Raw genomic sequence first — 24,620 nt, 5'->3', positions numbered from 1 at the left:
AAAAGCGTTTATCTGTCTTTCATTGCGCTGTACATTATAATGCCTGCCGCAACAGATGCATTAAGAGAATTTATTTGTCCTTTCATCGGCAAAGATACTATAACATCGCATTTCTCACGCACAAGTCGGGAAATTCCCTTACCCTCGTTGCCTATTACAATTGCGCACGCACCCGAAAAATTGCATTTTTGGTAGTCTGTACCGTTCATATCTGCACCGTACACCCATACGCCCTTGCTCTTAAGGTCATCAATCAGGGCGGCAATGTTTGTTACTCTTGCCACACGCATATATTCTATTGCACCGGCAGACGCCTTGCCTACTGTGTAGGAAAGTCCCACACTGCGTCTTTTCGGAATAATTACACCGTGAACTCCGGCACATTCTGCGGTACGGATGATAGCGCCGAGGTTGTGCGGGTCTTCGATTTCGTCAAGAATTACAATAAAAGGAGGCTCGTCCTTTTCTGCCGCATACGCAAGAATATCATCTACCGTTGAGTATTCTCTGACAGCGGCAAAAGCAACAATGCCCTGGTGGTTTTCGTTGCCGCTTACATAGTCAAGTTTTGTGCGGTCAACTTCTTTTACAAGTATGCCCTTGTCCTTGGCTTTGGCAAGAATTCCCACAACAGCGCCGCTCTTTTCGCCCCTTGCGACAAGAATTTTATCAATAGGTCTGCCGCTGCGGATAGCCTCGCTTACAGGATTTCTGCCTGCTATAACATCAGGCTTTACTTCTGTATCGTTGTTTCTGTTATTCATATAAAGCTTTCCTCGCTTTGTCGATAATCTGTTTTTTGAGTATCTGAAAGTCATAATTTTGTCTGTATGCTTTCAGATACTCTTTAAATTATAACACATATTAAATTGATTAGGAATAGTTTAGCGAAAAAAAGCTGTCGAGATATACTGCTCCTTTGTCAAAATTTTCGGGAATTATGCCGTACAGCCCTGTGGTTCTGTCCATAAAAAGATAATTGTGCATAGGGAACGGAGTAAGCGAGCAGTACAAAACCACAAACAGCAGCAACATAAAAAATGCGGGGTAAAACAGTACCTCACACTTTTTGTTGCCGACCGTCAAGCGGAAAGATATGAAAAAAGCTAAAGTACAGCAAATGAGTGCGGCGGTAAATTCGGGCAGAAAGTGGGTTTGCGCACCTGTGAGAGAATACAGCAGGCATATTGCCGAATATGAAAGGCAGAAAAACCAAAGGGAAACCGCCTTTGCGACAATAAATTTGCGAAACGGAATTTTTATACATAAAAGTTCGATTCCCGCCCATAAAAGATACGGAAAGAGCAAGGTTTTTTCTATTTCCCATATACTGTCGTTTACCGAACCGAACATTACGCCGATAAGTGTGTGTCCGCTCAAATCAAGCAGATTTTGCATAAAGACAGACATTATAACTGTAAATAAAATTCCCGCTATTTCAAGATACATCAGTTTTTTCTGCATATAATCACCTCGTTTGTAAAATATATGCAGAAATTACCTTGGTAATGATTTAGCGTGGGTTGCGTATTCGCAGAATTTTGCGCAGAAATTCTTTGCCGTTAAACGGAACAAGCGGATATAAATAGCTTTTGCTTGAGAGCGTACGGTTGGTGCAAAGTAAAACGAGATTTATTATAAACGCAATTATAAATCCCCATACATTAAATATATAGGTCAGTACAAGCAGGAGTACACGGCAGAATTTAAACGAGTAGCCGAGTTCAAAATTCGGTTGTGTGAAGTTTGCAACGGTGACAAGCGCCATATAAAGGATTGCCTCCATTGATACCCAGCCCGACTCAACGGCAAACTCAGAAAGAGCTATAGCGCCGATAATACTAAGCGGTGTGGTAAGACTGTTCGGAGTGTTGAGAGCGGCAAGCCGCAGTCCGTCAATTCCGACCTCCATAAGAATAAGCTGCCAGAATACGGGAATGTTCTGCGGTTCGTCAAGCAGTACAAAGCGAAAAAACTCGGGGCAGTAGTCGGAATTTTGCAGTGCAAGCAGCCACAACGGGGTTATAAGCACGGTTACTATTGTTATAAAATACCGTGCAAGTTTTAGGTATGTGCCTGTGACAGGCGGAAAGTAATAATCGTCAGCTTCTTCGAGCACATCAAAGATAGAAGTCGGCAAAAGCAGGGCAGACGGTGCGTTATCGACGAGAATAACTATATTTCCGTCAAGAATTGCCGATGCCGTGGTGTCGGGGCGCTCCGTGTGCTTTACCTTTGGAAAAGGGTTGTACCACAAATTTTTGTAGAGCGCCTCGACAAGGCTTTGCTGATTCATTGTAAGCGATGGAACATCAATGGCTTTTAAGCGTTTGTCGAGATTTGCAAGGAGCTTTTTGTCAACCTTGTTTTCCATATATATAACTGCGATATCTGTGTGGGATTGAGTGCCTACCGAGTATGCTTTTACCGTGAGATTTGTATCACGGATTCGCCGACGGATAAGGGCGGTGTTGTTTATCAGCGTTTCCACAAAGCCGTCACGACTGCCACGCAGAACCTTATCGTTGTCGGGCTCGCTTGTACTTCTCTGTGGGTATGTTCGTGTGTCGAGCAGGATAACTTCGGTAAAATCCTCTATTATAAGTGCGGAAATACCGCTTAAGACATCTGTACATATTTTTTTGAGGTCAGAAGTTACTTCTACTTCAACATAAGGGACTGCGGACTGTGCAAAATAGAGTGCGGATTTAAAATTTTCGGATTTTATATTTTTGTAAAAAAATTCAAGTATTTTTTCTGTAATGTCATCTTTTAAAAGCCCGTCAATAAAAAATAAAGCAGCTTTACGGTCGGCAATTATAAGGTCACGCTTGACAAGGTCAAAACTCTGTTCACTGCGCAGAGCGTCTGAAATTATTTGAAGATTTGTGTTGTAATCGGTAGTAAACATATTTCCTCCGTGTTGTATTAAATGATTGTTCAAGGTTTAGTTTTTAACATTTTATTGAAAATATGTTAAAAGATTGGAATTGATTAAAATCGGGTACTGAATTTTGAAAAAACTTAGAAAAAACCGATTTTAAAAAATTTTTTAAATTATTTTTTGAAAAATTAGCCTAATTAATGCAATTTTTGAAGTTTTTGTATGTATAGTTGAAAGGCAGTTTTAAATTTGCTTTTCAAACGGAGGTGTTTATGGAAAGAAAATCAAAAGGACTTACCGCCAAGGAAAAAACTTTTTGCAATTGTTTTGTAAGCTGCGGAAGTGCTGACGAGGCGGCTTATAACGCAGGCTTTGTCAGAAATCCCAAGAGGAGCGGAGAAGAGCTTTTATGCAGAGAAGATATTGCCGATGAAATTAAAAGGCTCGGCAAATGCCGCACAAGTTCGCTTTCGGAGATTGCCACCGTGGGTTACAGAAGGCTTGCTTTCGGCAAAATTTCTGACGCCGTGTCGCTTTTATATATGGAAAATCCGTCAAGGGAACAGCTTGAGCATATGGATTTGTTTTTGATTTCAGAAATAAAAAGACCAAAGGACGGTTCTATGGAAATCAAATTTTTTGACAGGCTCAAAGCACTTGAAAAGCTGACAGACGACAGCGAAAAAGAGGACAGGGCAACTCCTTTTTATGACGCTATTGCCAAGGGAGCGGAGGCATTGAGAAGTGAAACCGATGAAAGTTGATACTTTTTCAAAACAACAGCTTAAGGTGCTTTCGTGGTGGTGCAAGGAGAGCCGATACAAAAATTACGACGCAATCATCTGTGACGGTGCAGTGCGTTCGGGCAAAACTTTCTGTATGAGCATTTCGTTTTTTGCGTGGAGCTTTTACAGCTTTGCAAATTCGGATTTTGCCCTCTGCGGAAAGACTATTCGCTCTCTGCGCAGAAATATGGTAACTCCGATAATTCCCGTGCTTAAAAGCCTCGGATTTGAGTGCAGTGAGCAAATTTCAAAAAATTTACTTATCGTGCGCTACGGCGATATTGAAAACAGGTTTTACCTTTTTGGAGGTAAGGACGAGTCCTCTGCCTCTCTCATTCAGGGTATGACACTTTGCGGTGTGCTTTTTGACGAAGTGGCGCTTATGCCCCGTTCTTTTGTGGAGCAGGCGCTTGCAAGATGTTCGGTAAACGGTTCAAAGTTTTGGTTTAACTGCAATCCCGAATATCCCCGTCACTGGTTCTACACCGAGTGGATTCGGAAAGCCGACAGCAAAAATGCGTTATACCTGCATTTTACAATGGAGGACAATCCGTCACTTTCAAAAGAGGTGCGACAAAGGTACGAGGGTTTGTATTCCGGTGTGTTTTATCAGCGATTTGTGCTCGGCAGATGGGTTGCGGTGCACGGTGCGGTGTATCCGTTTATGGACGATGAAAAAATGTACTGCGAAGTGCCCAATGTCGGTTTTGACGATTTTGCGGTTTCGTGCGATTACGGTACGGTAAACCCTGCGTCATTCGGTTTGTGGGGTGAAAAAAATTCCGTATGGTATCGAATTAAGGAGTATTATTTTGATTCCCGCAGAGAGGGTTATCAACGCACCGACGAGGAGCACTACGCAAAACTCGAAGAGCTTGTCGGCAACAGAAAAGTAAGTCGGGTAGTAGTTGACCCGTCAGCCGCAAGCTTTATTGAGGTAATACGCAGACATAAAAGATTTAATGCAGTGCCCGCCGAAAACAATGTTGTAAACGGTATTCGGCTTGTAAGTCAGGCACTCAAGGACGGCAGAATAAAAATCTGCTCAACCTGCAAAGACGCAAGGAGAGAATTTGCACTTTACAGGTGGGACACAAAAAACGGCGCAGATGTGCCGATTAAGGAGAATGACCATTCAATGGATGATATAAGGTATTTTACGGCGTCAATATCGACAGGCAAAAAGGGCTTTTCGGTATTTGCCCTTAGGCGATAGGAGGTGTTAGATTGAATTTGTTTTCACGCAAAAAGAAAGAGAGCAAGGGCACGGTTGTGCAGACCGCACAGAGGAAAATCAATTCCCCTCTTGCAATGTTTTCGGATGTGAGCAGTACGGCTGCGGAGCGTGAATTGTTCAGAAATCTGCGAAAATCAGTCCCGGTAATAGATGCGGCAATATGTAAGCTGATACGCTTGCTCGGTACTTTTACCGTTACGGCAAAAAACAGCCGCTGTCAGCAGATTATTGATGATTTTATGAGCAATGTATGCACAAACGGCACAGGCACGGGCATTAACGGCTTTGTGTATTCGTATATGGAGTCACTTTTGACTTACGGCGAGGCTGTGGGCGAAATGGTGCTTTCCCGTGACGGAAAAAGAGTTGTCGCACTTTACAATGCAAGTGTTGACGATGTTGAGATACAGGAGGGCAGTTCACCGCTTGACCTTGTGATTTGCACAAAAAACGACGGAATGATTACCCCGGTTAAGTATTCAAACCTTGTGTTTGCCACTCTGTTAAATCCCGAACCCGGCACTGTCAGAGGCAGTTCGCTTTTAAAAGGTTTGCCGTTTGTAAGTTCGGTGCTTTTAAAGATTTTTGAGTCAATCAAAACCAACTGGGAAAGGGTAGGCAATGTGCGTTTTGCGGTTACTTGCAAACCGTCCGACAACACTGTATTTACAGAGGACAGCGCAAGACTTATTGCAGACGAATGGAGCAAGGCTATGCGCAGTGAAAGCGTGTGCGACTTTGTTTCGGTGGGTGATGTATCGGTAAAAGTAATCGGTGCGGAAAATCAGATTCCCGATTGCGATGTGCCGATTAAGCATCTGCTTGAGCAGATTGTTGCAAAACTCGGTTTGCCGCCGTTTTTACTCGGATTTTCGTGGTCAAGCACGGAGAGAATGAGTGAACAGCAGGCGGATATTCTTACAAGTGAGCTTGAATATTACAGAACATTGCTCAACCCGATTATCACCAAAGTTATAAGAACTGTGTTAAGGCTTGAGGGTTACACCGACGGTTTTGCGGTTGAATGGGACGACATTAATATGCAGGATGCGGTTCAGCTTTCAAACGCAAGACTTAACAATGCAAGGGCAGAACAGATTGAATTTGAAACAGGTAAGGTGAAAAATGACAGGAGAGATTAAAAAGGAAATTAATGCGGTGACAGACAGCACAACCGCCGAGGTTACCGATAAGGAATTGGAGCTTATCAATGCGTATTCACGCAGAAAGCTGACAAAGGACGAGGTATATGTTTTCGGTGTGGTTTTGTGCGACAACGATATTGACCGTGACAACGAGCGTTTTACTGTGGAGTCGCTTTTTGAACTTGAAAAACTTTTTGTAGGCAAGACGGGTATTTTTGACCACTCGCCGACAGCCAAAAACCAGACGGCAAGAATTTTTGCCTGTTCGGTTGAAAGCGTTGACGGCAGAAAAACGGCAACGGGTGATGATTATTTCAGACTTACCGCAAGGGCATATATTCCGAAAACCAAGGGTAACGATGAGATTATTCAGGCGATTGACAGCGGTATTTTAAAGGAAGTAAGCATAGGCTGTGCCGCAGGTGAAGTAAAATGCAGTGTTTGCGGCGAAAGCCTTAATCATTGCTCGCACATAAAGGGCGAAACCTACGGCGGCAGAAAGTGTTACAGCGAGCTTTGCGGTATTTATGACGCTTACGAATGGAGTTTTGTTGCCGTGCCTGCACAAAGAAGTGCGGGAGTTATTAAAAGTTTTAAGGGAAAGGAAATGAAGATGGAAGAAATTTTAAAGAGCATTTACACCGAAAAGGATATTAATTTAAGCGGTGAAGAGTGCAAAAAACTTTGCTCGTACATAGATGAGCTTAAGAAAAGTGCCGCCGACGGAGTATATTACCGTGACAGCCTTACTTCGGAAGTGCTTAGATTATCGGCTGTTGTTCAGCCTGATATTTCAAGAGAAACTATGGAGAGCGTTGCAAAGAGTATGAGCGTAGTTCAGCTTAAGGAATTTAAAAATGCTTTTGAAAAAAGGGCGGACAGCATTTTGCCGTCGGTTCCCCAGCTTTACAAACAGAAGAACGATATTACAGCCGAATCAAACGGCAATTTTAAAATATAACGGAGGATTAAATAATGAATGTAAATTTTAACGGTTATGACGAAAATGTGCTTACTTTTGAGGCAGGCACCAATCTTAAAACAGCGGGTGTTCCTGTAAAAATGACTGATGACGGCAAGGTAACGGCCTGCACAAGCGGAGAAGTATTCTGCGGTATTTGCCTTTCATTGAGAGGCGGTTATGCAACGGTTCAGCTTAAGGGCTATGTTACAATGCCCGCAAAATCAAAAATCACAGTGGGTTACAAGAAACTTGCTGCGGGCGAGGGTTCTGCAGTGGCATCATCAACAACAGGCAGAGAGTATCTTGTGTTAAATTCAACAGCCGACTCGGTTGGCTTTATTCTTTAAGGAGGTAAAAATTATGGCAAATTTTGAAAATATAACAATTGAAAAGGGAATGTATCAGCAGAAGGGCAAGACACTTACAGATGTACTTGAAACTCTTGACCCGTCGGAAAACTATAAGGGTACGGCGCTTTCAAATCTTGACGCTTTTTCAAGACAGCTCAAGCGTTTTGACATTAAGGTGAACGGCAGCGGCAGTGACTGCGTGGAAAAATTCTTCCAATCCTCGGATTCGGCGGCACTTTTCCCCGAATATGTCAGCCGTGCGGTAAGACAGGGTATGGAGAGAGCGGATATTCTCCCGCAGATTGTGGCTACCGTTACAAATATTGACGGTATGGATTACAGAAGCATTGAGTCCGATATGACAGACGATGACAAGACTTTAAAGCCTGTGGGCGAGGGCGCTGTAATTCCGCAGACAAAAATCAAGACAAGAGAAAACCTCGTAAAACTTCACAAGCGTGGCAGAATGCTTGTGGCATCATATGAGGCGGTAAGATTTCAGCGTATTGATTTGTTTACGGTTACATTAAGACGAATCGGCGAGTACATTGCAAGGGCACAGCTTAAAGACGCTATTGATGTGCTTGTAAACGGTGACGGCAACGCAAATCCTGCGGCAAATGTTGATGTTGCGGCGAGCGGTTCAATTACTTATGCCGACCTTTTAAAACTTTGGTCACAGCTTTCACCGTATGAACTCAATACAATTATTGCACCGACAGACGCTATGCAGAAGTTGCTTTCTATGAGCGAGATGCAGGATGCAAACGCAGGTCTTGATTTTCAGGCAAGCGGCAGAATGATTACACCGCTCGGAGCATCTCTCCTTCATGCTCCGGAAATGACAGGCAGCAAGATTATCGGTTTTGACAAGAACTGCGCACTCGAAATGGTACAGGCAGGCAATGTAAATACCGATTATGACAAACTTATTGACCGTCAGCTTGAAAGAGCGGCAATCACCTGTACCGCAGGTTTTTCAAAGATTTTTGCGGATTCCGTAAAGACTTTGTCTTACTGATGAGGTGAAGTTTTGAATACGGGCAACATTGTTGAAAAATTTGAACTGCTTTCCGGTATTGAGAGCAGTGAGTCGATTAAGTGGCGTAGTGTTGTGGACGATGCCTGTGCCTATGTGTATTCAAGAATTGCCGACAAACCGCTTTCAGTAAGCGATGAACGCAGGATTGAGTTTTTATGTGCCATATATGCGTACAAACTTTATGTTATGTGCGGTAAAAGCGAAGTTTCTTCATTTAAGGCGGGAGATGTTACCGTGACAGCTCCCGCTGATGAGGGCGACAAAGCCGAAAAGCTCTGGCAGGACCAGCTTGCAAAATGTTCTGATTTAATTAAGAAAGAGGGATTTTTGTTCGGGAGAGTGGTAACTTGAAAATCTACGGCACAGTAGGCAAACTTATTGACAGATACGGCACGGAAATTACGGTCGATAACGAAAAGACAAAGGCTTTTATTCAGCCGATAAGGTATAACAGCAGATATTACGGTACAACAAAACGCAAAGTGTCGGGAACGGTTACTTCGGAAAGATTTTTGTATATAGGCAAGCCCGAAACAAAACTGACTTGCGACAAAAGCGTAATACAAATCGCAGACCGTAAATATATTGTTAGGAGATACGATATTTACCGTGTGGGCAGGTACGGAGTATATGCATATGGCGTACTTGCACCGTGCGGTGAGGTATTGGAGGATGAGTATGAATCAGATAACTACACAACTTGACAGAATTATTGCAAGGCTTAAGCAAAACGAAAAACTTGCAAAGGTAAAATTTATCAGAGAGCACGGAAACCACGGTGCAGAGATAAATTTAACAAGTTTTCTTGCGGTAGTTGCGGTTACGGATACCGTACTTTCAAAAAAGTATGTGGGTGATTATCTTTCCGCATCTGTAAAGGGCGAGCAATTTTTGGCAAAAGTGCAGATCTTTGTTTATGCTCCTGCCGATGAAAACGGCAGCGGACTTTCTGAAATAACCTGCGAGATTATGCAGGGATTGAAAAAAGCGGATACCGAAAAAATAATTTCGGAACTGTCGGTATCCGCAATTGATTTTGATACGGATATAAATGCTATTTTCAGAAAAGTTGAGTTTACTATGGAATTTTTTGTTTGCGAGGAGGTTTAAAGGTTGAGGGAATTTTTAAAGGGAGAGGATATTACCGTGCTTAAAAACGGCAATATCCTTGGAGGAATAATAAGTGTTGAAACGCAGAAAAACAGCACGGTTTATGAGGTGAAACAGTATATGAGCGACAGTGTGAGCTGTGCACATACAAAGGACGAATACACTGTTACCATAGAGATGAATGTGCCGAGCAGAGAGGGCTTTTTAAAGGAAAGCAGAATGGACAGCATTGAACTGAAAACTGCCGACGGCAGTGAAACCTACAGAAATTGCACGGTGAAAAGTGCATGGTGCAGACACAAATCCGCCGATTTTTCAATACTGAAAATGGTGCTCGGCTGCGAGAAAAGAGAGGTTACATAATGAATTACAAAGAAAACGATTTTGCCAAAAACGAGGGACAGGCTGAAAAAATCAGCGAGGAACTTGAAAGAGAGAGCAGACGATACAGTCACGGATTTTCGGAGGAAGAAGAGGCAAGAGAAAGATGACGCTTGTTCCTATGAGATTTAAAAACTATGAATGGAGATATAATCCGGAAGAGATAAGTTTTGAGTGTGAAAAAAACATACAGGAGCTTAACTCGCCGAAAAACACGGCATATATTCAGAATCTCGGCAGAAAAAACAGGCTTATAAAAGGAAAAGGTCAGCTTTGCGGAGAGGATTGCCACGAGCAGTTTGCAAATTTGTGGAAAGTTTTTGAGGAGGGCGGAGTAGGTGTGCTTGCTTTGCCGTTTATAAAACCGGTGTATGCGGTGTTTGAAAAACTTACGGTAATCGGCGAGCCTGTACCCGATATGCTTACATACAGCTTCGTTTTCAGAGAAGTTATGGAGAAAGAGAAGAAAACGGCGGTAAATACATACATCACAAAAGCAGGCGACTGTTTGTGGGATATTTCTTACGCTTTCAATGTTCGGATTGAAACGCTGTTAAAACTCAATCCGTGGGTTAAGCGGGCGGACGAGCTTATGCAAAAAGGAAAGGTGATAAAGCTGTGCTGAAATTTAAGATGACAACGCATAGCGGAATGCTTTTACTGCCATCACCCGTTACCGTGGTGTATAACAGTGAGTTTTCTGTGCCTGCCGATGATGTAACCGTTGAATTTCCGTATATCAAAGGATGCGAGGACGGCGATTTTCTTTACGGCTTTGACGGCGAAAACTTAGTGTTTAAGGGGCAGATTGACGAAATTATCACCAAAAGCAGCGGTGAGAAAATTACCGTAAAAATTACGGCGAGGAGTATGGCAGGTATTTTGCTTGACAACGAGGCAGAACCTTGCATTTACTTTAATGCGTCATCATCCGTGATTTTTGAACGGCATTTACAGCCGTTTGGCTTTAACGGTTACATCGGCGACAACAATCCTTATTTCGGTTATATAAAAATCAGTAAGGGCATGAGCCAATGGCAGGTGCTTGAAAATTACTGCGTAAATAAATACGGAAAAAAGCCGAGAATTACAGGCGACGGCAGAGTTATATTAAACGGCGGTATCAACGGTGAAGTGCTTTGCTTCGGCAACAATGAAAGTTACAGGTATATTTCGGCGGAAAGCAGAATAAAGCGTTACAAGGTGATTTCCGATGTCAGATTAAAGGTGAAGCAGGGCAACAGATACGGCAGTGTAATAAAAAACAGCCTTGCTGATACAAGGCTTGTGCGCAGAAGATATGTTGACGCATTGACAGGCGGTGGTTCTGTGGGAACAGCCGACAGAATTATAAGCACCAGCAACGGTAATGCTTTTGAAATTGAACTTGTATGTCCGTATATGCTTATGTGCGAGGTCGGCAACAAAGCAACGATTAACGATGAGGTTATCGGTTCTTATGACGGACTTTATGTGCACAAGATAAGATACACTGCCGACAGCAAGAGCGAAAAAACAGTTATTACACTGAAAAAGGAGATTTGATATGTGGATTGCGGAGAATTTAAGTAAAAATTCAATTAATAAACCTACAGCGGAGAGCGGTAATGTTGTGATGAGTGAAATCGGCAACAATGCGATCATCGCCTCGGGCGAACATATAGGACTTGATTTTGTTACACCGTACGGAATCGTGTCTATTCCTCCCGTAAAGGAAAAAGCTGTTGTACTTCCGCTTGCCGACAAGGAGGTTTGCGTGGGCGTTATTTCGGAGGTTTCTTCCGTTCAGCCGGGTGAAATCCTGCTTAAGTCAAAGGGCGGTGCAGAAGTATATCTGAAAAATGACGGCTCGGTATATATAAACGGTGTAAAGGTTGGTGACTGATACGGATACGCTGATTAAAAATAAAGATATTGCGGTTGACAGCGGCGGCAGGTATATTCATATTTCGGGTGACGATGAAATTTTACAGCAGGCATTTTTTAAAATCAGCGCAAAATTTGCAGGTTTTGTGTATAACCGTGAACTCGGATGTGAACTAAACAAGGTGGATTTTGATGATAAGAATTTTCAAGAAAAAGTTAATCTTATAATGTCGCAGGCACTGGCGGATTTTCCGACAGTTACTGCGAAAGTTTTGGCTTTGAGAAAACCGAAATTCAGTATCAGACTGATTTGCAACGAAAGCGTAAGAGAGGAGATTATTAATACAGATGATTACCTATGATGAAATTTACAACAGAATGAAATCGGAGTTTTCGGCAAAAAGCAAATATGATTTTGACGAAGCGAGTGATGCGGCAATAAGAATGAGAGTGCTTGCAGGCGAAATTTTTAACGCAATGACAAATATTGAGTGGCTGAAAAATCAGATGTTTGTTGCTACCGCAAGCGGCGAGTATCTTGATTATTTTGCATCTCAAAGAGGACTTGAGCGTAAACAGGCGCAGAAAGCGCAGGGTGAAATTACATTCTTTATCAATGAACCTGTTGAAAACAGCATTTTTATTCCTAAAGGAAGTATGGTCGCTACGGCAGATACCGAGCCGCTAAGATATGTTACTGTTGAAGATGCGAAGATTGCGGCGGGAAATACACTTGTCAGCGTTTCGGCAGAGGCGGACAAGGCGGGTAAGATTTCAAATATTCCCATTAATACAGCAAAAATCATTGTATCCGCACCTGCGGAAATCAATTACGCATATAACAGAGAACCGTTTGAGGACGGTTGTGACGAAGAAACCGACGATGAATTAAGGGAAAGAATTAAGGCAAGTTTTCTTGTGCCGTCAAACGGAACAAACAAAGCATATTACGAAAAACTTGCGCTAAGTGTACCAGGAATTACTAAAGCGGGAGTTATAGCAAAGGGCAGAGGTACGGGCACGGTAGATGTATATGTAAGCAACGGAGAAAATTCGCCGTCATCGGCGGCAGTGGCACAAGCACAGGTGCTTATCGCCAAAAACAGAGAACTGAATGTTGATGTTAAAGTTATTTCGGCACAATTGAGAAAAATTAATTTGTCTGTCGCAGTGTATGCTAAAGACGGATATATCAGAAATGATATAGTGAACATTTGTACACAGGTGTTTAAAGATTACTTAAATGAAATTGAGATCGGCGGTACTATGTATGTGGCGGAGCTTGGAAAAAGGCTGATGAACAGCGGCTGCATTTGTTCATATAAATTTCCGACGAATTTTGTTGATGTGAATGCGACGGCGGCGCAGGTGTTTTCGGCAGGTACGGTAAATATTGAGGTGAAATAATGAACAGCTTGGATTCAATGACAAAAAAGCTTGAAAATACTAAGATTTATGCAGTTAAGCCGGGCGGCAGAAATTATGCAGAGATAAAGGCATTTTCTGTCGGACTTGATATGATTTTTAATGAACTTGATGAGATGCTCGGGGAATACTATATAGATACGGCGCAAAGTTACGGACTTACCGAACGGGAAAGATTTACAGGCGCAGTGAGAGATGATTTGAGTATTGAGAAAAGGCGGGAACTTTTAAAGATAAGAGAGCAGACAAACGAGGAGTTTTGTACTCCCGAGGGTTTTAATAAGATTTTGGAGGGATACGGACTCGGTAATTTTAAAATCACCGAAAATCCGTCCCAAAACGCTTTGAGCGTAAAAATTTCCGATTCCTTGAGCGAATTAAATAAAGTATGGGTAAATAAGATGATTGAAAACGACTTCCCTGCTCATCTTGAGATTACGGTTGAATTTGCAAGTTGATTTTAAGGGCGAACGGTAAAGTGTGGTTCGGCTTACTTTAGTCAAGCGACAAAATATTAAATAACAAAAAATTTGAGCGGTAAACCACAACCCACCACTCATTAAAATACAAACAAAAAACTCCTATCGGTAATGGTTACTGATAGGAGTGTAATTTTTTAATCCTCATTTAATTTTCTGACCTTTTCCATGTGGCGGAAATGTTTATAGCGGTAAAGTACATTTTCTGCCCATTCTCGGTCAATTTTTATAAAGCCTTTAAGTTTTTTGTCTTTATAAGCAAATTTGTCAATGATTCCCTTTGACTTGCCGTATATTTCAAGTCGTGCGGTTTGTACATACGGTTCTTTGTTTTTGCCTGTAAAATATGTAAAGCCCATTGTGTTGGTTTCTCTGTCATACATTGACAGGTATCCCTCGTTTACTTCAATGTTTCCGAGCTTTTTCGATACCGTCTGGCTAATTGCGAGTTTTGTCAATTCTACAGCCATATCGTCAAGTCCCGATTCAAAAATAAACAGTTTTTCCTTGAATGCATTGAATGTTGGCACAATTCGCTTGTTGATGTTGCGCAGATTGCTGTATTTGTTTTCAAGCTCATTGTCGCAAAGCTGAAAACGGTCAATTTTAGGTATAAGGTAAACCATAAAACGGTTTTTCATATCGTTATATAAAAGCGGATAGTTAAGTTTAGCGGTGTAGCCGCAGGACGGACATCTGAAATCAAACAACTCTCCGTCAAGCACTCTTTTTCTTATAGTTTTATCTCGTGCAGGATTTATGCTTGTGTGGATTTCCGCTTTGCTAAGTTCTCCACAACCCGGACACACTATTGCTTTTATTACCTTGTCCGACATATTTCAACACCTCTTTCTAAAATATTATATCAAACAAGTACATTTTTAACAAGCAAATTCAAAAAAAATATTGATTTTATCTTTAATATCTGTCATAATAATAGTGTTATAAAAACGAACCCGCATTTATGCGTTAAAGGAGATATTGCTATGACTTTTTTTGATACTGTTAAAGGTACAGTCAACACTGCGGCAGATACTATTTCTAATGTTACTCAGAATATTGTTGAGAAAAACCGTACAAATGCAAAACTTAACCGTCTTCGCCTTATTATGAAATGTGAAAGTGAGCTTATGAACAGAGCATATATTGCTTTGGGTAAGTCTTTCTATGAGAATACAAAGAAAGGCGAGAGCGTTTCTGAAGAACAGCAGAAAAAGCTTTTTGAAGTAATTGAAAATTCCAAAGCTAAGATTGCCAAGGCAAGAGAGTGTTACCGTCAAATTGTTGACAGTTCAAACGATATTTTTTACGGTACACCCGAAACACAGCCGAAACCTGAATTTAAAAACGAAGAGGTTGTTGACATTACAGTTGCTTGCTCAAATGAAAACGAGTACAAAAGTTCTCCTTTCGAGGCACAGCCGGAGAAAAAGGAAGAGCCTGCAAAAGAAGTTCAGAACGAACCCGTAAAAGAAGAAGTTAAAACAGAAGAGAAAAAATCTGTTGATAGGGAGATGGAGGCTTTAAAGGCTTATGTAAATAAGCTCTCACAGAGAGATGCTAAGGACGAAAGCCTTGACGCCGACACCGAAACCGATGACAAAGAGTTATTTTGATTTTAACTAAAAAATAAATTCTTATCCGCTGTTCTTTGTGAATGGCGGATTTTTTTTGACGTGAATTTAGGCGGTTATTTATCAAAAGTTGGGGTAAATTATGGTTAACTAAACTTTTATAATTCTTATGCCAAAATTCACCTTAATTTCACACGGTCAATATAATATAATCATATACAGAGGCTATGATATTTACACAGTCAGAAAAAAGTATAGTATCATACGAAACGCCGATTTTTGTATCATTTTTGCATCTAAAAAAAATTGTTGTTCTTTTTGGCTTGACAAAATCACTGTATAGATATATAGTTATATGTATTAATGAGTGTAATACAAAGTGCGTATATAAAAGCTGATTTGTATAGAAAGGGAGCAACTTTTTAATGAAAAAGTTTGTGTTGATATTTGTTACTGCGGTTGCGGTGGCTAGTGTTTCTGTTTTTGCCGCATATAATTTACCGGAAAACACCGATGCATCTAAATACGAAAACACGCATACTATGGCGTCAACTGTTATTAACAAAAAGCCTGCAGAGTTTACTACATCGCCGAATGTTGATATGACAGGATTTGAACTTACCAAAAATTCGCCGTCAAAGTTGAACTTAAAATGCGTTGATGAGTATCAGGAAGAGTGCTTTCCAAACAATGCTTACCACCCAAAGGTGCTTGATTTAGGTAAAGACGGTTGGAACGGATACAGATACTGGGTGTCATACACTCCGTATCCGCAAGGCAATGATGAATACGAAAATCCGCATATTGTTGCATCGAACGATTTAATTAACTATTCCGAAATTAAATTTTCGCAACCTGTTCTCTCAAATTATAAAAATGGCAGATGCTTTAATTCGGACAGTGAGATTGTTTATAACAATGACTTGAATCGTCTTGAGATAATATGGAGATACACAGACTATGATATTGATTATGCCTCTCTTTTAATGAGTTATTCATATGACGGCAATACATGGAGCAAACCGGAAACTTTTTTTGAAACCTATGACAGAAAAAAAGAAGATATGGTAAGTCCCGGTATTGTATATGATAGCGGTACATACAGAGTATGGTATGTAAATGCTTATAAAGTAAAGTATCGTGAACTCAAGGATGGAAAATGGTCAAAAATAAGAATGTGTAAACTGCCTTATGAAAACGATGCATTTACATGGCATATAGATTTAATTAAGAATAATGATAAGTACGAAATTCTGACTTGTGCAACCAAAGATAAGCAAGATAGAAAACATATGAATCTTTACTATGCAAAGTCAGATGACGGATTGAAATTCGGCACTGCCAAAAAGGTTCTTGAGCCTACCGGTAACGATTTTGACTGGGACGGCAACGGACTTTACAGGTCGACATTTATGTATTCGGACGGAATGTATTATGTCCTTTACGGCGGAAGAAATGACGCCAAAAATTTTGGTGTGGGACTTTTATTCGGCAAAGATATGTATAATCTTTACGGTACAAACTGCGATTATATAAATGACGGAGTAAACAGCGCCGGGAAGTTTTGGAGATTTATAGATCAGTATAAAGATTTTTCAAGTGAATCGGAGATAAGCGAGGAAGGCTTTAAAGTTGACGGTTGACTTAGTAATGCTGATTTAGTTTAGAAAGGGTACATATGAAGAGAATACTTGCATTTTTGCTTGTGGCAGTTATGACTGCATCGGTTTTTGCAGGCTGTGCAAATACAGGAAATGCTGTTTCAAACGGTGTGAGTGAAAGCACAACATCAACATCAGAAACAAAGCCGCAGATACCATCAGCCGCTTTAAGCAAACAAACTAATTTAAAAAGTAAAAATACAGAAACTGACTCAAAAAAGAAATTTAAACAGGATTTTAATTTTTCTTCAAATTCAATAAGCAAACTTAATTTGATAAATTCCGACAGTACAATTGAAAGTTACTATCCGAACAATGCATATCATCCAAAGTTGATTGATATGGGTAAGGAATGGAACGGTTACAGATTTTGGTTGTCTTACACACCTTATCCAAGTGGTAATGACTACTACGAAAATCCGCAGATTGTCGGAACAAACGATCTTATAAATTATTCGGAGGTAAAATTTACAGAGCCGCCGCTTGCAAATTATAAAAAATCCGTACGCTATAATTCGGACAGTCATCTTGTATATAACAAAGAACTTGACCGCCTTGAGCTGTTTTGGAGATATACGGATTATGATACCGACTATATGGCATTGTATATGAGATATTCGTATGACGGTGATAATTGGAGCGACAAACTTGTCTATTTTGAAACCTACGAAAAAGAAAAGTATGATATGGTGAGTCCTGCCATAATCCGTGACGATGGTGCATATAAAGTATGGTATGTGTGTCATTATCAACTCTATTACAGAGAATTGAGAAACGGTGTATGGTCGCAGCCTCAGCCCACAGACTTAACTTTTGAAGACGGTGCATATGTATGGCACCCTGATGTAATAAAAACAAACCGTGGATATGAATTGTTAGCCTGCGCTACAACCAATAAAAAAGACAGAAAGCATATGAATCTGTATTTTTCAGCATCGGAGGACGGGTTCAATTGGGAAACAGCAATGAAAGTAGCTTCTCCGTCAGATGATTATACAGTGTGGGACGGCGGCGGACTTTACAGACCGTCATTCATATATGCGAATAATCACTATATAGTTATGTACAGTGCAAGAAACGATTACAACGACTTCGGTATCGGACTCCTTGTCGGCAGGAATATGTTTAACCTGCATGGTACCGATTTGGATTATATATATAATGGTCAGTCAGATGCCTCACGCTTGTGGGATTATCTGAAAAACGATTTATAAACCGTGCAATGCGACTTACGCACGGAAATGTTTGGAGGTGACAAAATGAATACTGAAAAGCGTGCTGTAGTGCTTGCTTGTGTAACACTGCAGTTTGATTGCGACCGAATTATTAAGATTGCAAAGCAGATTGCAGACGATACAGACTGCGACTTAAGAGTATTGTCTGTGCTTGAGCCTACGCACGATTACACCGAGGCAGCTTGGCAGATTGAATACCTTAATATGGTATCAAAACAGTTTGGTGCGGATATGACAGTGCTTTTTGATAAGAACGCAGATCGTGCAGCGGCTGAATTTGCCAAGAAAAATAATGTCGTAAGAATTGTAACGGGACTTCACGATGGCGGTAAAGAAAGCTTCCTTGTAGGCTTTAACATAATTTTGCCTGAAATGCCGCTTACAATGGTTGCAAAAGATAATATGGTCTATTCTATGGATGTATGTAAGGTATGTTCATAAGAATTTAAAATTATTTAATATGTTAATGTGATTTAAAAGTTTGCAAATTCTTTTTCTTTCTTAATATACTCTCCCTAAAAAGGCTGACTTCGGCAATTGATACCGAGTCAGCCTTTTATAATTATTTTGCTAAACTATAAATTATTTAGATTACCTTATAATTCAGCTGTGTTAAAATTCTATATTGTTTTCCAAAGTTGAATTAGCGTTAAAAAACATTATATAATAAATCGGAATATAAGTTATTTTGCCTTTTGTTTGAACTTTTCTTTCGTTTGATACTACAAAGGCTTTTTTTATGTGGTAGTCTTCATTTTGTACAAATGTATTAAGTGCACTGTGAACTGTGTAATCTTTGCCCGATTTAACCTCAATAGGTACTGCCGAAAGGCTGTTATAGTCATCTATCAAATAATCAACTTCGCCCTTACTGCGGTTGTCATAGTAAAATAATTTATATCCGTGCGCAGTCAATTCGCTTGCCACTACAGTTTCATATACCGAGCCAAGATTTATACTGCTTTTATTATCCAAAATTGCTCTGATATTATTACCGTACAAAATACTTGTCAAAATACCCACATCATTAAGATATAGTTTCAGCAGATTTTTTCCTGTGGATTCAATTAACGGAAAAACAGGATTGGAAATTGCCTGTACATTAAGTGCTATGCCGGCGCTTATAAGATATTCAAATTCATCGCTGTAATCTGTAAAAGTTTTGCCTTTTTTATTTTCAATGTTTTTTGCTATTACTCGTTTCTTTTTATTTTCCATATTAGAAGGAATAAGATCATAAATTCTGCGTATTTTTAGCTTTTTTTCTTCATCATATTTTGATGCGTCTGCTGCATAATAATCGTGTGTTTCGTTTTGGATATTTCGCACGGACTGAATATTTTTTTCATTAAGATATGAGTTGACTGCATCCGGAAGACCGCCTATAAGCAGATATTTTTGAAAATAATCCATCATTTTATTGTGCATATTTTCATCAAGTGATTGTAATTCTTTGAATTTATTTTGCACTGCGGAGATTACAAATTCATTCATTCCGTTAGCATACAAAAATTCTTCAAAATCAAGCGGATACATTCGTACTTTACGAATACTTCCTATAGGAATTGATGTTGTTTGCGACAATGTTACACCCAAAAGCGAGCCGCTTGCTATATATGTGAACTTATTATCTTGAGATAAAAACTTAAGCAGTGTAAGTAAATGCGGATATGCCTGAATTTCATCTATAAATATTAATGTGTCGGATTTAGCTTTCATTTTATTGCCTGCAATCATACTTACTTGCAAATAAAAATCTTCAATAGTTTTTGTATTGGCAAAAAGACGGTCGCCTATGGAATCTTCAACCATATTTATTTCAATAAAATTTTCAAATAATCTTTGACCTACATAACGAATAATATATGTTTTTCCGACCTGCCTTGCGCCGTCAATCAAAAGAATTTTTTGAGTGTCAGATTTTAAATGTTCGTCAATCAATTTTTCGATTTTTCTGTAGAGCATATCATTTCCTCCGTTCTGACTTTTCAAGTAAATTTTATCACAAATAATCTGACTTTTCAATAATATGATGTCGAATAAATTATAACTTTTCAAAGTTTGTGGGTGTGGGCAAAGCCCGCAAGACTTTAAAAAGCCTTGTTCTGATTTTTTAATTATTTAAGCAATGCAAAAGGGCTGTCCCAAAACGGGACAGCCCAAAATATTACGCTATATAATATAAGTACAAAAATGACTGAATTACATTTCAGCAATAGCAGCCTGTGCAGAGTAGCCACGAAAAACGATTTTTTGTTTTTAATTTCCTGTTTCAAAATATTAAAGAAAATAATCTCTTTAAAATGTACCGGGGGAATTTCCCCCTCGTCGCAGAATGCGACAGTCGCATTGGATTTTCTGCCGTTTACCTTAACATCTGCCATCTGTGTTCCCGTGCCGTCTAAGTTCAGATACCACCTGTAATGTGTTTTGCTGTAAGGTGTTACTTTTGAAACAAACTTTTGATAAATTTCACGGGGCAAGACCAGTTGTGAAAAATCAATCAGCTCATTCAGCGCCGCTTCAATTTTGCCAAGTTCCAAACCCGCTTCGTCGCTTTCGGTCGGGCAATCGTCTTTTTCATATTCTGCGGTCAACTGTGAAATCTTTTTATCAATGTCTTCTTTCTTTTTCAAAAATTCCTCTTTTGTGATTTCGCCGTCGCTGCGCATATCCAAAAGAATATCTTTTTTGGATTTTAGTTTTTCGATATTTGCAAGCATAACCGATTTGTTTTGTTGAGGAGCTTTACTATCCGGTTTATAACATTCTTGAAGTATCTCGCAGGCAAGCTTTATATCTTCGGCTCTTGTCCGCCATACCTGCTCCATAATCATTTTGCCCATCATTTCAAGCTTCCAATCGGGTATTTCCGTCTGGTCGCAGTAGCCTGTATCGTCCAATCCTGCGTCACGTCGTTTTTGAGCAGAGCCGTTATTCAGCCTGTTATAGCACAGGTATCCGTATGACCAAGGTGCGTTGTTATTTTTATGCCAGCGATTTCTGCGGAAAGACGCTCCGCATCGACATTTCAATTTGGTTGCCCACAGGTCTTTTGTTTCGTTTTTACCGTGATTCGGTTGTTTCTTCTTGCCGTCGGTAGAAACGCCTATTGTTTTTGTTACTCTCCGTTGTTTGATTTCCTGACACCGATACCATTCTTCCTCGGTTATAATAGGCTCATAATCGCTTTTTACGAGCATATATGTGGAAAAATCGTTATTAAGTATTCGTTTTTGTTCAAGATAGTTGTTGCTGTATGATTTTCCGTAAGCCTGATAACCCATATATGTAGGGTTATTGACAATTCTCGTAATTACGCACGGTGACCACTTTACCAAACCCGATGCATTTTTTCGTCCAAGCCGTGTGAGCTCGTTCGCAATTTTGGAAGCGCCCATTTCGCCCTGTAAGTACAAATCAAAAATCATTCGCACGGTTTCCGCCTGTTCGGGGTTTATCGTGTATGTGGATTTTGCTTTACGGTTATAACCCAAGATATTTCCTCTGCCGTACACCATACCTTGCTGGCGGCTGATATGCTGTCCGGCTTTTACACGCTCCGATGTTTTGCGGCTTTCTTCTTGTGCAAGAGTTGCCATAATTGTCAGTCGAAGTTCACCGTCTCCGTCCATTGTCCAAATATTATCCTCCACAAAATAAACCTCAACGCCGATATTTTTCAGTTCTCTTGTGGTAACAAGAGTGTCAACGGTGTTTCTCGCAAATCGGCAGACCTCACGGGTTACAATCAAATCAAATTTTCCTTTCTTTGCGTCCTCTATCATTTGCAGAAATGCCGGTCGCTTTTTCGCCTGCGTTCCCGTTATTCCCTCGTCGATATATTTGTTCAGCACCTCCCAGTTGGGGTGATATTTCGCTTGGTCATCGTACCATTCAATTTGATTTTCGAGAGCAGCCATCTGTGCTTCGTGTTCGGTGGACACACGGCCGTAAAAGACCATTTTGCGATGTCTGTTGCGATCAAGAAAATCGTAAGGATTCCCGATTTTCGTGTTGTTTTTAAAAATTGTGTTTGTCATAAAAATTCCTCCTTGTGTTTTTAAGTATATTTGACATTAAGCCGCCTGTGAATTGTGCGGATTTTCGGATTTAACTTTTTCTCTCACGGCGTCAAATGTGGCTTTGTTTATAAGCCCACGCTCATATAGAATTTCAATAAGCATAAGCGCTGCATATAAGCTGTCGATTTTCTTATTCATTATCGCTCCTCACCTCTGTTTCTTTCTCTTTGTCTCTGCCACTTTTCAAGCAGGCTGATAATTGTCTTTTGCATATCAAGGCTTGTATAACTTTTGGGGAAATATTTGCGTATATCTTCGGTTTTGAATTTGACCTGTTCTTTTTGATTGGGCTTTTCTTCACTTAAAACGGCAAATATTGTGTCTATGGACAGTCTGCCTTGCTCGCTGAATTTTCGCAGTCGCTGTGCCTGGGATAACGAAGGCGTGGCATCTGTGTATTCTATTTCTTCGGCTAATATTTTCTGCTCATTCTCGGGCAGATACGAGAGCTCGACAGCCGGAGTAAAGGCTATCCTTTCTTCGTCAACGAGTTTCAACAGTTCGGGTATTAAGTGCGTTAAGCGGATATATCGTTGCACCTGTCTGCCACTTTCATTGTCCGAAATGCTATCTCTCGACTTGTGGACAACTTGTCCATAAGTTTTCCCCTGATGTTTCATTGCTTCAAGTTTCATCTTGTAAGCAAAAGCTTTTTCGCTTGGCAGTAGATGTTCTCTTTGCAAATTTGAATCCACCATTGCTATTACAGCTTCATCTTTTGTCATATCTCTGATTATTGAGGGAACGGTTTTTATTCCCAGCTCTTTGCAAACTTCAACTCTCCTGTGACCGCTGATGATTTCGTAAGTACCGGCGGAAAAAGAACGAACAATTATCGGCTCAAGTAAACCGTTTTCCTTTATGCTCTCTTTCAGCTCTTCATTTTCAATTCCGTCTCTTTTCTTAAACGGATGATTTTCAAAGGGAACAAGTAAATCTATGTTGATGTTCTTTATTGGTTCTTGCATTTCAATGCCTCCTTAATCCAATATTTCAATTTCTTTCAGTGAGATGCCTTTGCCGTTTCTCTCATAAATCAATCGAAGATTTGTACCGTTATCTATCTCATAAAATCCGAGATAACTCTGCCACCAGAACACAGGCGTGATTATCTTTCTTCCGTCGCTTAACTGAAAGAAAAGACGCATCATATTTTTGCTTGCCTCTGCTCTCATTATCAGTTTTGCAAAGTATTCGCCCTCTTTGTCTATGAACCGATAATCGGAAGTGATGATGTGTTCCTCTCTCATTTCATCTCTTGTGTATACTTTATTTGCTATCATCTTTAAGTCCTTTCTTTTACGGCAGGTAAGAACTATATATTTATTTATATATTTATACGGTTACCTGCTATTTGAATTGTTTTGAACGGCGAGTGAAAATGATAGTTGCAACAACCGTTTTTCTGTATCAAAAAGGAGCCGAAACCATCAAAAATTCTCTCTGTAAGCCGTTTTATTTTAAAACAAATATCTGTTATCCTCTTATCCCGAATCGTTAAAAACGTTGCTGTTTGGTGGAGATTTGATGCTTCTTTTAGAACAATACAGAGGACAACAGACAACGATTGCTCGAAAACTTTGTTTGCAATCCTTCCGACATTTACGGCACAAGTCGTTGTATGTTCTTCTGCCTGTTTTGGGACTGATAAAAAAATCCCATTCCTGTTTCAATTTCTTTGATAATCTTGCCATAGAAAAAACTCCTTTCACTCATTTGGACAAAGGGTGTCAAAATGCACACCCAAATTCGCCCGATTTTGAAAAAATTTTTAATACCCTTCACTTGTTTGAACCAGGAAGCGAAAAAATGGGGGTATTTTTGAAAAGAAAATTAAAAGTCCTTTCACTTGTTTGAAATGGGAAAGGATTCTTGGGGGTGTTTTTGCAAATATTTTTAAAAATTTCTTTTGAAAACAAAAAATCTCCTCCCGATTCATGAACCGAGAGGAGAAAGTGTTTGAAAAAATATTAAGTTGTAATCTTTACAGCATTAACTTCCCAAAAATGAAAATATATTGATTTTGGGAAATAAAATCATACCCAATAACGCTTATCGTCGTTGAGAAATGAAATATTTCATTGAAATATAATGGATTCAGTTGAAAAACAAAACATAAAATGTTATAATCTATTGTAGATATTTATAGCCTTTTTAATTGCTGTCGATTAGGAGGTAAATAATGGCGATTTCATATAACAAGTTGTGGAAACTACTTATTGATAAAAATCTAAATAAAACCAAACTTCGCACGGAAGCAGGGATTTCATCAAACGCAATGGCAAAGCTCGGAAAGAACGAATCTGTGCAGGTTGAAGTGTTAGCAAAGATTTGCTGTCGTCTTAACTGCACGATTGACGATATATTAGAAATTTTACCAGAAGAAAACTAAGGGGC

The 24,620-nt window shown here is 40.0% G+C and carries 32 protein-coding genes; 22 read left to right on the top strand and 10 right to left on the bottom strand.

The window, feature by feature from the left end; all coding sequences use genetic code 11:
• Positions 1 to 8 precede the first annotated feature (8 nt).
• The 3 genes from rlmB to I2E21_RS03260 all read right to left on the bottom strand — a co-directional run bounded on the left by rlmB (position 9) and on the right by I2E21_RS03260 (position 2,911).
• Positions 9 to 764: a 23S rRNA (guanosine(2251)-2'-O)-methyltransferase RlmB gene (rlmB, locus tag I2E21_RS03270; protein WP_022235621.1), complete on the bottom strand. Its 756-nt coding sequence runs from the start codon at positions 762 to 764 to the stop codon at positions 9 to 11.
• 109 nt (positions 765 to 873) lie between these two features.
• Positions 874 to 1,464 (bottom strand): DUF6512 family protein, encoded by a 591-nt coding sequence (locus I2E21_RS03265; RefSeq protein WP_195410401.1) that lies wholly within the window; start codon positions 1,462 to 1,464, stop codon positions 874 to 876.
• 49 nt (positions 1,465 to 1,513) lie between these two features.
• The gene (locus I2E21_RS03260; protein WP_195410400.1) at positions 1,514 to 2,911 is read right to left on the bottom strand and encodes a spore germination protein; all 1,398 of its coding nucleotides are present in this window, start codon (positions 2,909 to 2,911) and stop codon (positions 1,514 to 1,516) included.
• Between the two features lie 245 nt (positions 2,912 to 3,156).
• Between I2E21_RS03260 and I2E21_RS03255 the strand changes: the two genes are divergently transcribed.
• From I2E21_RS03255 to I2E21_RS03180, 17 genes are read left to right on the top strand one after another with little or no spacing between them, the layout of a single operon-like run.
• Positions 3,157 to 3,648: a terminase small subunit gene (locus I2E21_RS03255; RefSeq protein ID WP_195410399.1), complete on the top strand. Its 492-nt coding sequence runs from the start codon at positions 3,157 to 3,159 to the stop codon at positions 3,646 to 3,648.
• Positions 3,638 to 4,885, top strand: a complete 1,248-nt coding sequence (locus I2E21_RS03250) for a PBSX family phage terminase large subunit (protein ID WP_195410447.1) — start codon at positions 3,638 to 3,640, stop codon at positions 4,883 to 4,885. The genes I2E21_RS03255 and I2E21_RS03250 overlap by 11 nt, the downstream gene beginning before the upstream one ends.
• A gap of 11 nt (positions 4,886 to 4,896) precedes the next feature.
• On the top strand, positions 4,897 to 6,048 hold the full coding sequence (locus I2E21_RS03245; protein WP_195410398.1) for a serine/threonine protein phosphatase: 1,152 nt from the start codon (positions 4,897 to 4,899) through the stop codon (positions 6,046 to 6,048).
• Positions 6,032 to 7,012, top strand: coding sequence for a hypothetical protein (locus I2E21_RS03240; RefSeq protein ID WP_195410397.1), 981 nt, complete (start codon positions 6,032 to 6,034; stop codon positions 7,010 to 7,012). The genes I2E21_RS03245 and I2E21_RS03240 overlap by 17 nt, the downstream gene beginning before the upstream one ends.
• 14 nt (positions 7,013 to 7,026) lie before the next feature.
• Positions 7,027 to 7,362: a hypothetical protein gene (locus tag I2E21_RS03235; RefSeq protein WP_022235614.1), complete on the top strand. Its 336-nt coding sequence runs from the start codon at positions 7,027 to 7,029 to the stop codon at positions 7,360 to 7,362.
• A gap of 13 nt (positions 7,363 to 7,375) precedes the next feature.
• Positions 7,376 to 8,386: a phage major capsid protein gene (locus I2E21_RS03230; RefSeq protein ID WP_186936067.1), complete on the top strand. Its 1,011-nt coding sequence runs from the start codon at positions 7,376 to 7,378 to the stop codon at positions 8,384 to 8,386.
• A 12-nt stretch (positions 8,387 to 8,398) separates the two neighbouring features.
• On the top strand, positions 8,399 to 8,758 hold the full coding sequence (locus I2E21_RS03225) for a hypothetical protein (protein ID WP_195410396.1): 360 nt from the start codon (positions 8,399 to 8,401) through the stop codon (positions 8,756 to 8,758).
• Entirely contained in the window at positions 8,755 to 9,111 is a 357-nt protein-coding gene (locus tag I2E21_RS03220; RefSeq protein WP_195410395.1) for a hypothetical protein, read from the top strand. The genes I2E21_RS03225 and I2E21_RS03220 overlap by 4 nt, the downstream gene beginning before the upstream one ends.
• Positions 9,086 to 9,517, top strand: a complete 432-nt coding sequence (locus I2E21_RS03215) for a hypothetical protein (protein ID WP_195410394.1) — start codon at positions 9,086 to 9,088, stop codon at positions 9,515 to 9,517. The genes I2E21_RS03220 and I2E21_RS03215 overlap by 26 nt, the downstream gene beginning before the upstream one ends.
• A gap of 3 nt (positions 9,518 to 9,520) precedes the next feature.
• Positions 9,521 to 9,880: a hypothetical protein gene (locus I2E21_RS03210; protein ID WP_195410393.1), complete on the top strand. Its 360-nt coding sequence runs from the start codon at positions 9,521 to 9,523 to the stop codon at positions 9,878 to 9,880.
• Positions 9,880 to 10,008 (top strand): hypothetical protein, encoded by a 129-nt coding sequence (locus I2E21_RS12435; RefSeq protein ID WP_271229669.1) that lies wholly within the window; start codon positions 9,880 to 9,882, stop codon positions 10,006 to 10,008. The genes I2E21_RS03210 and I2E21_RS12435 overlap by 1 nt, the downstream gene beginning before the upstream one ends.
• Entirely contained in the window at positions 10,005 to 10,523 is a 519-nt protein-coding gene (locus I2E21_RS03205) for a DNA circularization N-terminal domain-containing protein (protein WP_195410392.1), read from the top strand. The genes I2E21_RS12435 and I2E21_RS03205 overlap by 4 nt, the downstream gene beginning before the upstream one ends.
• Positions 10,517 to 11,443 carry a hypothetical protein gene (locus I2E21_RS03200; protein WP_195410391.1) on the top strand — a complete coding sequence of 309 codons (927 nt, stop codon included), beginning with the start codon at positions 10,517 to 10,519 and terminating at the stop codon, positions 11,441 to 11,443. The genes I2E21_RS03205 and I2E21_RS03200 overlap by 7 nt, the downstream gene beginning before the upstream one ends.
• A 1-nt stretch (position 11,444) precedes the next feature.
• Positions 11,445 to 11,783, top strand: coding sequence for a hypothetical protein (locus tag I2E21_RS03195; RefSeq protein ID WP_022235605.1), 339 nt, complete (start codon positions 11,445 to 11,447; stop codon positions 11,781 to 11,783).
• Positions 11,776 to 12,126: a hypothetical protein gene (locus I2E21_RS03190; protein WP_195410390.1), complete on the top strand. Its 351-nt coding sequence runs from the start codon at positions 11,776 to 11,778 to the stop codon at positions 12,124 to 12,126. Before I2E21_RS03195 ends, I2E21_RS03190 begins: the two co-directional genes overlap by 8 nt.
• Positions 12,113 to 13,171, top strand: a complete 1,059-nt coding sequence (locus tag I2E21_RS03185; RefSeq protein ID WP_195410389.1) for a baseplate J/gp47 family protein — start codon at positions 12,113 to 12,115, stop codon at positions 13,169 to 13,171. Before I2E21_RS03190 ends, I2E21_RS03185 begins: the two co-directional genes overlap by 14 nt.
• Positions 13,171 to 13,647 (top strand): putative phage tail protein, encoded by a 477-nt coding sequence (locus I2E21_RS03180; protein ID WP_195410388.1) that lies wholly within the window; start codon positions 13,171 to 13,173, stop codon positions 13,645 to 13,647. The genes I2E21_RS03185 and I2E21_RS03180 overlap by 1 nt, the downstream gene beginning before the upstream one ends.
• A 158-nt stretch (positions 13,648 to 13,805) precedes the next feature.
• Here I2E21_RS03180 and I2E21_RS03175 read toward each other — a convergent pair whose 3' ends face one another.
• Positions 13,806 to 14,504 carry a CpXC domain-containing protein gene (locus tag I2E21_RS03175; RefSeq protein ID WP_195410387.1) on the bottom strand — a complete coding sequence of 233 codons (699 nt, stop codon included), beginning with the start codon at positions 14,502 to 14,504 and terminating at the stop codon, positions 13,806 to 13,808.
• Between the two features lie 150 nt (positions 14,505 to 14,654).
• Between I2E21_RS03175 and I2E21_RS03170 the strand changes: the two genes are divergently transcribed.
• The 4 genes from I2E21_RS03170 to I2E21_RS03155 all read left to right on the top strand — a co-directional run bounded on the left by I2E21_RS03170 (position 14,655) and on the right by I2E21_RS03155 (position 18,579).
• Positions 14,655 to 15,284 (top strand): hypothetical protein, encoded by a 630-nt coding sequence (locus tag I2E21_RS03170; RefSeq protein ID WP_195410386.1) that lies wholly within the window; start codon positions 14,655 to 14,657, stop codon positions 15,282 to 15,284.
• Positions 15,285 to 15,667: 383 nt separating this feature from the next.
• The gene (locus I2E21_RS03165; RefSeq protein ID WP_195410385.1) at positions 15,668 to 16,885 is read left to right on the top strand and encodes a hypothetical protein; all 1,218 of its coding nucleotides are present in this window, start codon (positions 15,668 to 15,670) and stop codon (positions 16,883 to 16,885) included.
• 35 nt (positions 16,886 to 16,920) lie between these two features.
• Entirely contained in the window at positions 16,921 to 18,117 is a 1,197-nt protein-coding gene (locus tag I2E21_RS03160; protein WP_195410384.1) for a hypothetical protein, read from the top strand.
• 45 nt (positions 18,118 to 18,162) lie between these two features.
• Positions 18,163 to 18,579, top strand: a complete 417-nt coding sequence (locus I2E21_RS03155; RefSeq protein ID WP_186936048.1) for a hypothetical protein — start codon at positions 18,163 to 18,165, stop codon at positions 18,577 to 18,579.
• A 171-nt stretch (positions 18,580 to 18,750) separates the two neighbouring features.
• Here I2E21_RS03155 and I2E21_RS03150 read toward each other — a convergent pair whose 3' ends face one another.
• The 6 genes from I2E21_RS03150 to I2E21_RS12220 all read right to left on the bottom strand — a co-directional run bounded on the left by I2E21_RS03150 (position 18,751) and on the right by I2E21_RS12220 (position 23,917).
• Positions 18,751 to 20,103 (bottom strand): AAA family ATPase, encoded by a 1,353-nt coding sequence (locus tag I2E21_RS03150; protein WP_195410383.1) that lies wholly within the window; start codon positions 20,101 to 20,103, stop codon positions 18,751 to 18,753.
• 152 nt (positions 20,104 to 20,255) lie between these two features.
• Positions 20,256 to 22,181, bottom strand: a complete 1,926-nt coding sequence (locus I2E21_RS03145; protein ID WP_195410382.1) for a recombinase family protein — start codon at positions 22,179 to 22,181, stop codon at positions 20,256 to 20,258.
• A gap of 36 nt (positions 22,182 to 22,217) precedes the next feature.
• Entirely contained in the window at positions 22,218 to 22,361 is a 144-nt protein-coding gene (locus tag I2E21_RS03140) for a hypothetical protein (protein ID WP_177946296.1), read from the bottom strand.
• On the bottom strand, positions 22,361 to 23,191 hold the full coding sequence (locus tag I2E21_RS03135; RefSeq protein WP_195410381.1) for a ParB/RepB/Spo0J family partition protein: 831 nt from the start codon (positions 23,189 to 23,191) through the stop codon (positions 22,361 to 22,363). The genes I2E21_RS03140 and I2E21_RS03135 overlap by 1 nt, the downstream gene beginning before the upstream one ends.
• A gap of 12 nt (positions 23,192 to 23,203) precedes the next feature.
• Positions 23,204 to 23,506 (bottom strand): hypothetical protein, encoded by a 303-nt coding sequence (locus I2E21_RS03130; RefSeq protein WP_195410380.1) that lies wholly within the window; start codon positions 23,504 to 23,506, stop codon positions 23,204 to 23,206.
• 201 nt (positions 23,507 to 23,707) lie between these two features.
• The gene (locus tag I2E21_RS12220) at positions 23,708 to 23,917 is read right to left on the bottom strand and encodes a hypothetical protein (RefSeq protein WP_147518343.1); all 210 of its coding nucleotides are present in this window, start codon (positions 23,915 to 23,917) and stop codon (positions 23,708 to 23,710) included.
• A gap of 488 nt (positions 23,918 to 24,405) precedes the next feature.
• On the opposite strand from I2E21_RS12220, the gene I2E21_RS03120 reads away from it, so the two are divergent.
• A complete protein-coding gene (locus I2E21_RS03120) occupies positions 24,406 to 24,615 on the top strand; it encodes a helix-turn-helix transcriptional regulator (protein WP_195410378.1) in 210 nt (69 codons plus the stop codon).
• Positions 24,616 to 24,620: the final 5 nt, after the last annotated feature.

Source organism: Ruminococcus sp. BSD2780120874_150323_B10, from assembly GCF_015553695.1.
Lineage (GTDB): Bacteria > Bacillota > Clostridia > Oscillospirales > Acutalibacteraceae > Ruminococcoides > Ruminococcoides intestinale_A.
The sequence above is the reverse complement of the archived record's forward strand: the minus strand, read 5'-3'. Positions and strand labels throughout refer to the sequence as shown.

What these genes read in the sequence shown, in the direction of transcription:
- rlmB (WP_022235621.1), bottom strand. Translation starts at nt 764, where the DNA reads ATGAATAACAGAAACAACGATACAGAAGTAAAGCCTGATGTTATAGCA.
- I2E21_RS03265 (WP_195410401.1), bottom strand. Translation starts at nt 1,464, where the DNA reads ATGCAGAAAAAACTGATGTATCTTGAAATAGCGGGAATTTTATTTACA.
- I2E21_RS03260 (WP_195410400.1), bottom strand. Translation starts at nt 2,911, where the DNA reads ATGTTTACTACCGATTACAACACAAATCTTCAAATAATTTCAGACGCT.
- I2E21_RS03255 (WP_195410399.1), top strand. Translation starts at nt 3,157, where the DNA reads ATGGAAAGAAAATCAAAAGGACTTACCGCCAAGGAAAAAACTTTTTGC.
- I2E21_RS03250 (WP_195410447.1), top strand. Translation starts at nt 3,638, where the DNA reads ATGAAAGTTGATACTTTTTCAAAACAACAGCTTAAGGTGCTTTCGTGG.
- I2E21_RS03240 (WP_195410397.1), top strand. Translation starts at nt 6,032, where the DNA reads ATGACAGGAGAGATTAAAAAGGAAATTAATGCGGTGACAGACAGCACA.
- I2E21_RS03235 (WP_022235614.1), top strand. Translation starts at nt 7,027, where the DNA reads ATGAATGTAAATTTTAACGGTTATGACGAAAATGTGCTTACTTTTGAG.
- I2E21_RS03230 (WP_186936067.1), top strand. Translation starts at nt 7,376, where the DNA reads ATGGCAAATTTTGAAAATATAACAATTGAAAAGGGAATGTATCAGCAG.
- I2E21_RS03215 (WP_195410394.1), top strand. Translation starts at nt 9,086, where the DNA reads ATGAATCAGATAACTACACAACTTGACAGAATTATTGCAAGGCTTAAG.
- I2E21_RS12435 (WP_271229669.1), top strand. Translation starts at nt 9,880, where the DNA reads ATGAATTACAAAGAAAACGATTTTGCCAAAAACGAGGGACAGGCTGAA.
- I2E21_RS03205 (WP_195410392.1), top strand. Translation starts at nt 10,005, where the DNA reads ATGACGCTTGTTCCTATGAGATTTAAAAACTATGAATGGAGATATAAT.
- I2E21_RS03195 (WP_022235605.1), top strand. Translation starts at nt 11,445, where the DNA reads ATGTGGATTGCGGAGAATTTAAGTAAAAATTCAATTAATAAACCTACA.
- I2E21_RS03185 (WP_195410389.1), top strand. Translation starts at nt 12,113, where the DNA reads ATGATTACCTATGATGAAATTTACAACAGAATGAAATCGGAGTTTTCG.
- I2E21_RS03180 (WP_195410388.1), top strand. Translation starts at nt 13,171, where the DNA reads ATGAACAGCTTGGATTCAATGACAAAAAAGCTTGAAAATACTAAGATT.
- I2E21_RS03175 (WP_195410387.1), bottom strand. Translation starts at nt 14,504, where the DNA reads ATGTCGGACAAGGTAATAAAAGCAATAGTGTGTCCGGGTTGTGGAGAA.
- I2E21_RS03170 (WP_195410386.1), top strand. Translation starts at nt 14,655, where the DNA reads ATGACTTTTTTTGATACTGTTAAAGGTACAGTCAACACTGCGGCAGAT.
- I2E21_RS03165 (WP_195410385.1), top strand. Translation starts at nt 15,668, where the DNA reads ATGAAAAAGTTTGTGTTGATATTTGTTACTGCGGTTGCGGTGGCTAGT.
- I2E21_RS03160 (WP_195410384.1), top strand. Translation starts at nt 16,921, where the DNA reads ATGAAGAGAATACTTGCATTTTTGCTTGTGGCAGTTATGACTGCATCG.
- I2E21_RS03155 (WP_186936048.1), top strand. Translation starts at nt 18,163, where the DNA reads ATGAATACTGAAAAGCGTGCTGTAGTGCTTGCTTGTGTAACACTGCAG.
- I2E21_RS03150 (WP_195410383.1), bottom strand. Translation starts at nt 20,103, where the DNA reads ATGCTCTACAGAAAAATCGAAAAATTGATTGACGAACATTTAAAATCT.
- I2E21_RS03145 (WP_195410382.1), bottom strand. Translation starts at nt 22,181, where the DNA reads ATGACAAACACAATTTTTAAAAACAACACGAAAATCGGGAATCCTTAC.
- I2E21_RS03140 (WP_177946296.1), bottom strand. Translation starts at nt 22,361, where the DNA reads ATGAATAAGAAAATCGACAGCTTATATGCAGCGCTTATGCTTATTGAA.
- I2E21_RS03135 (WP_195410381.1), bottom strand. Translation starts at nt 23,191, where the DNA reads ATGCAAGAACCAATAAAGAACATCAACATAGATTTACTTGTTCCCTTT.
- I2E21_RS03130 (WP_195410380.1), bottom strand. Translation starts at nt 23,506, where the DNA reads ATGATAGCAAATAAAGTATACACAAGAGATGAAATGAGAGAGGAACAC.
- I2E21_RS12220 (WP_147518343.1), bottom strand. Translation starts at nt 23,917, where the DNA reads ATGGCAAGATTATCAAAGAAATTGAAACAGGAATGGGATTTTTTTATC.
- I2E21_RS03120 (WP_195410378.1), top strand. Translation starts at nt 24,406, where the DNA reads ATGGCGATTTCATATAACAAGTTGTGGAAACTACTTATTGATAAAAAT.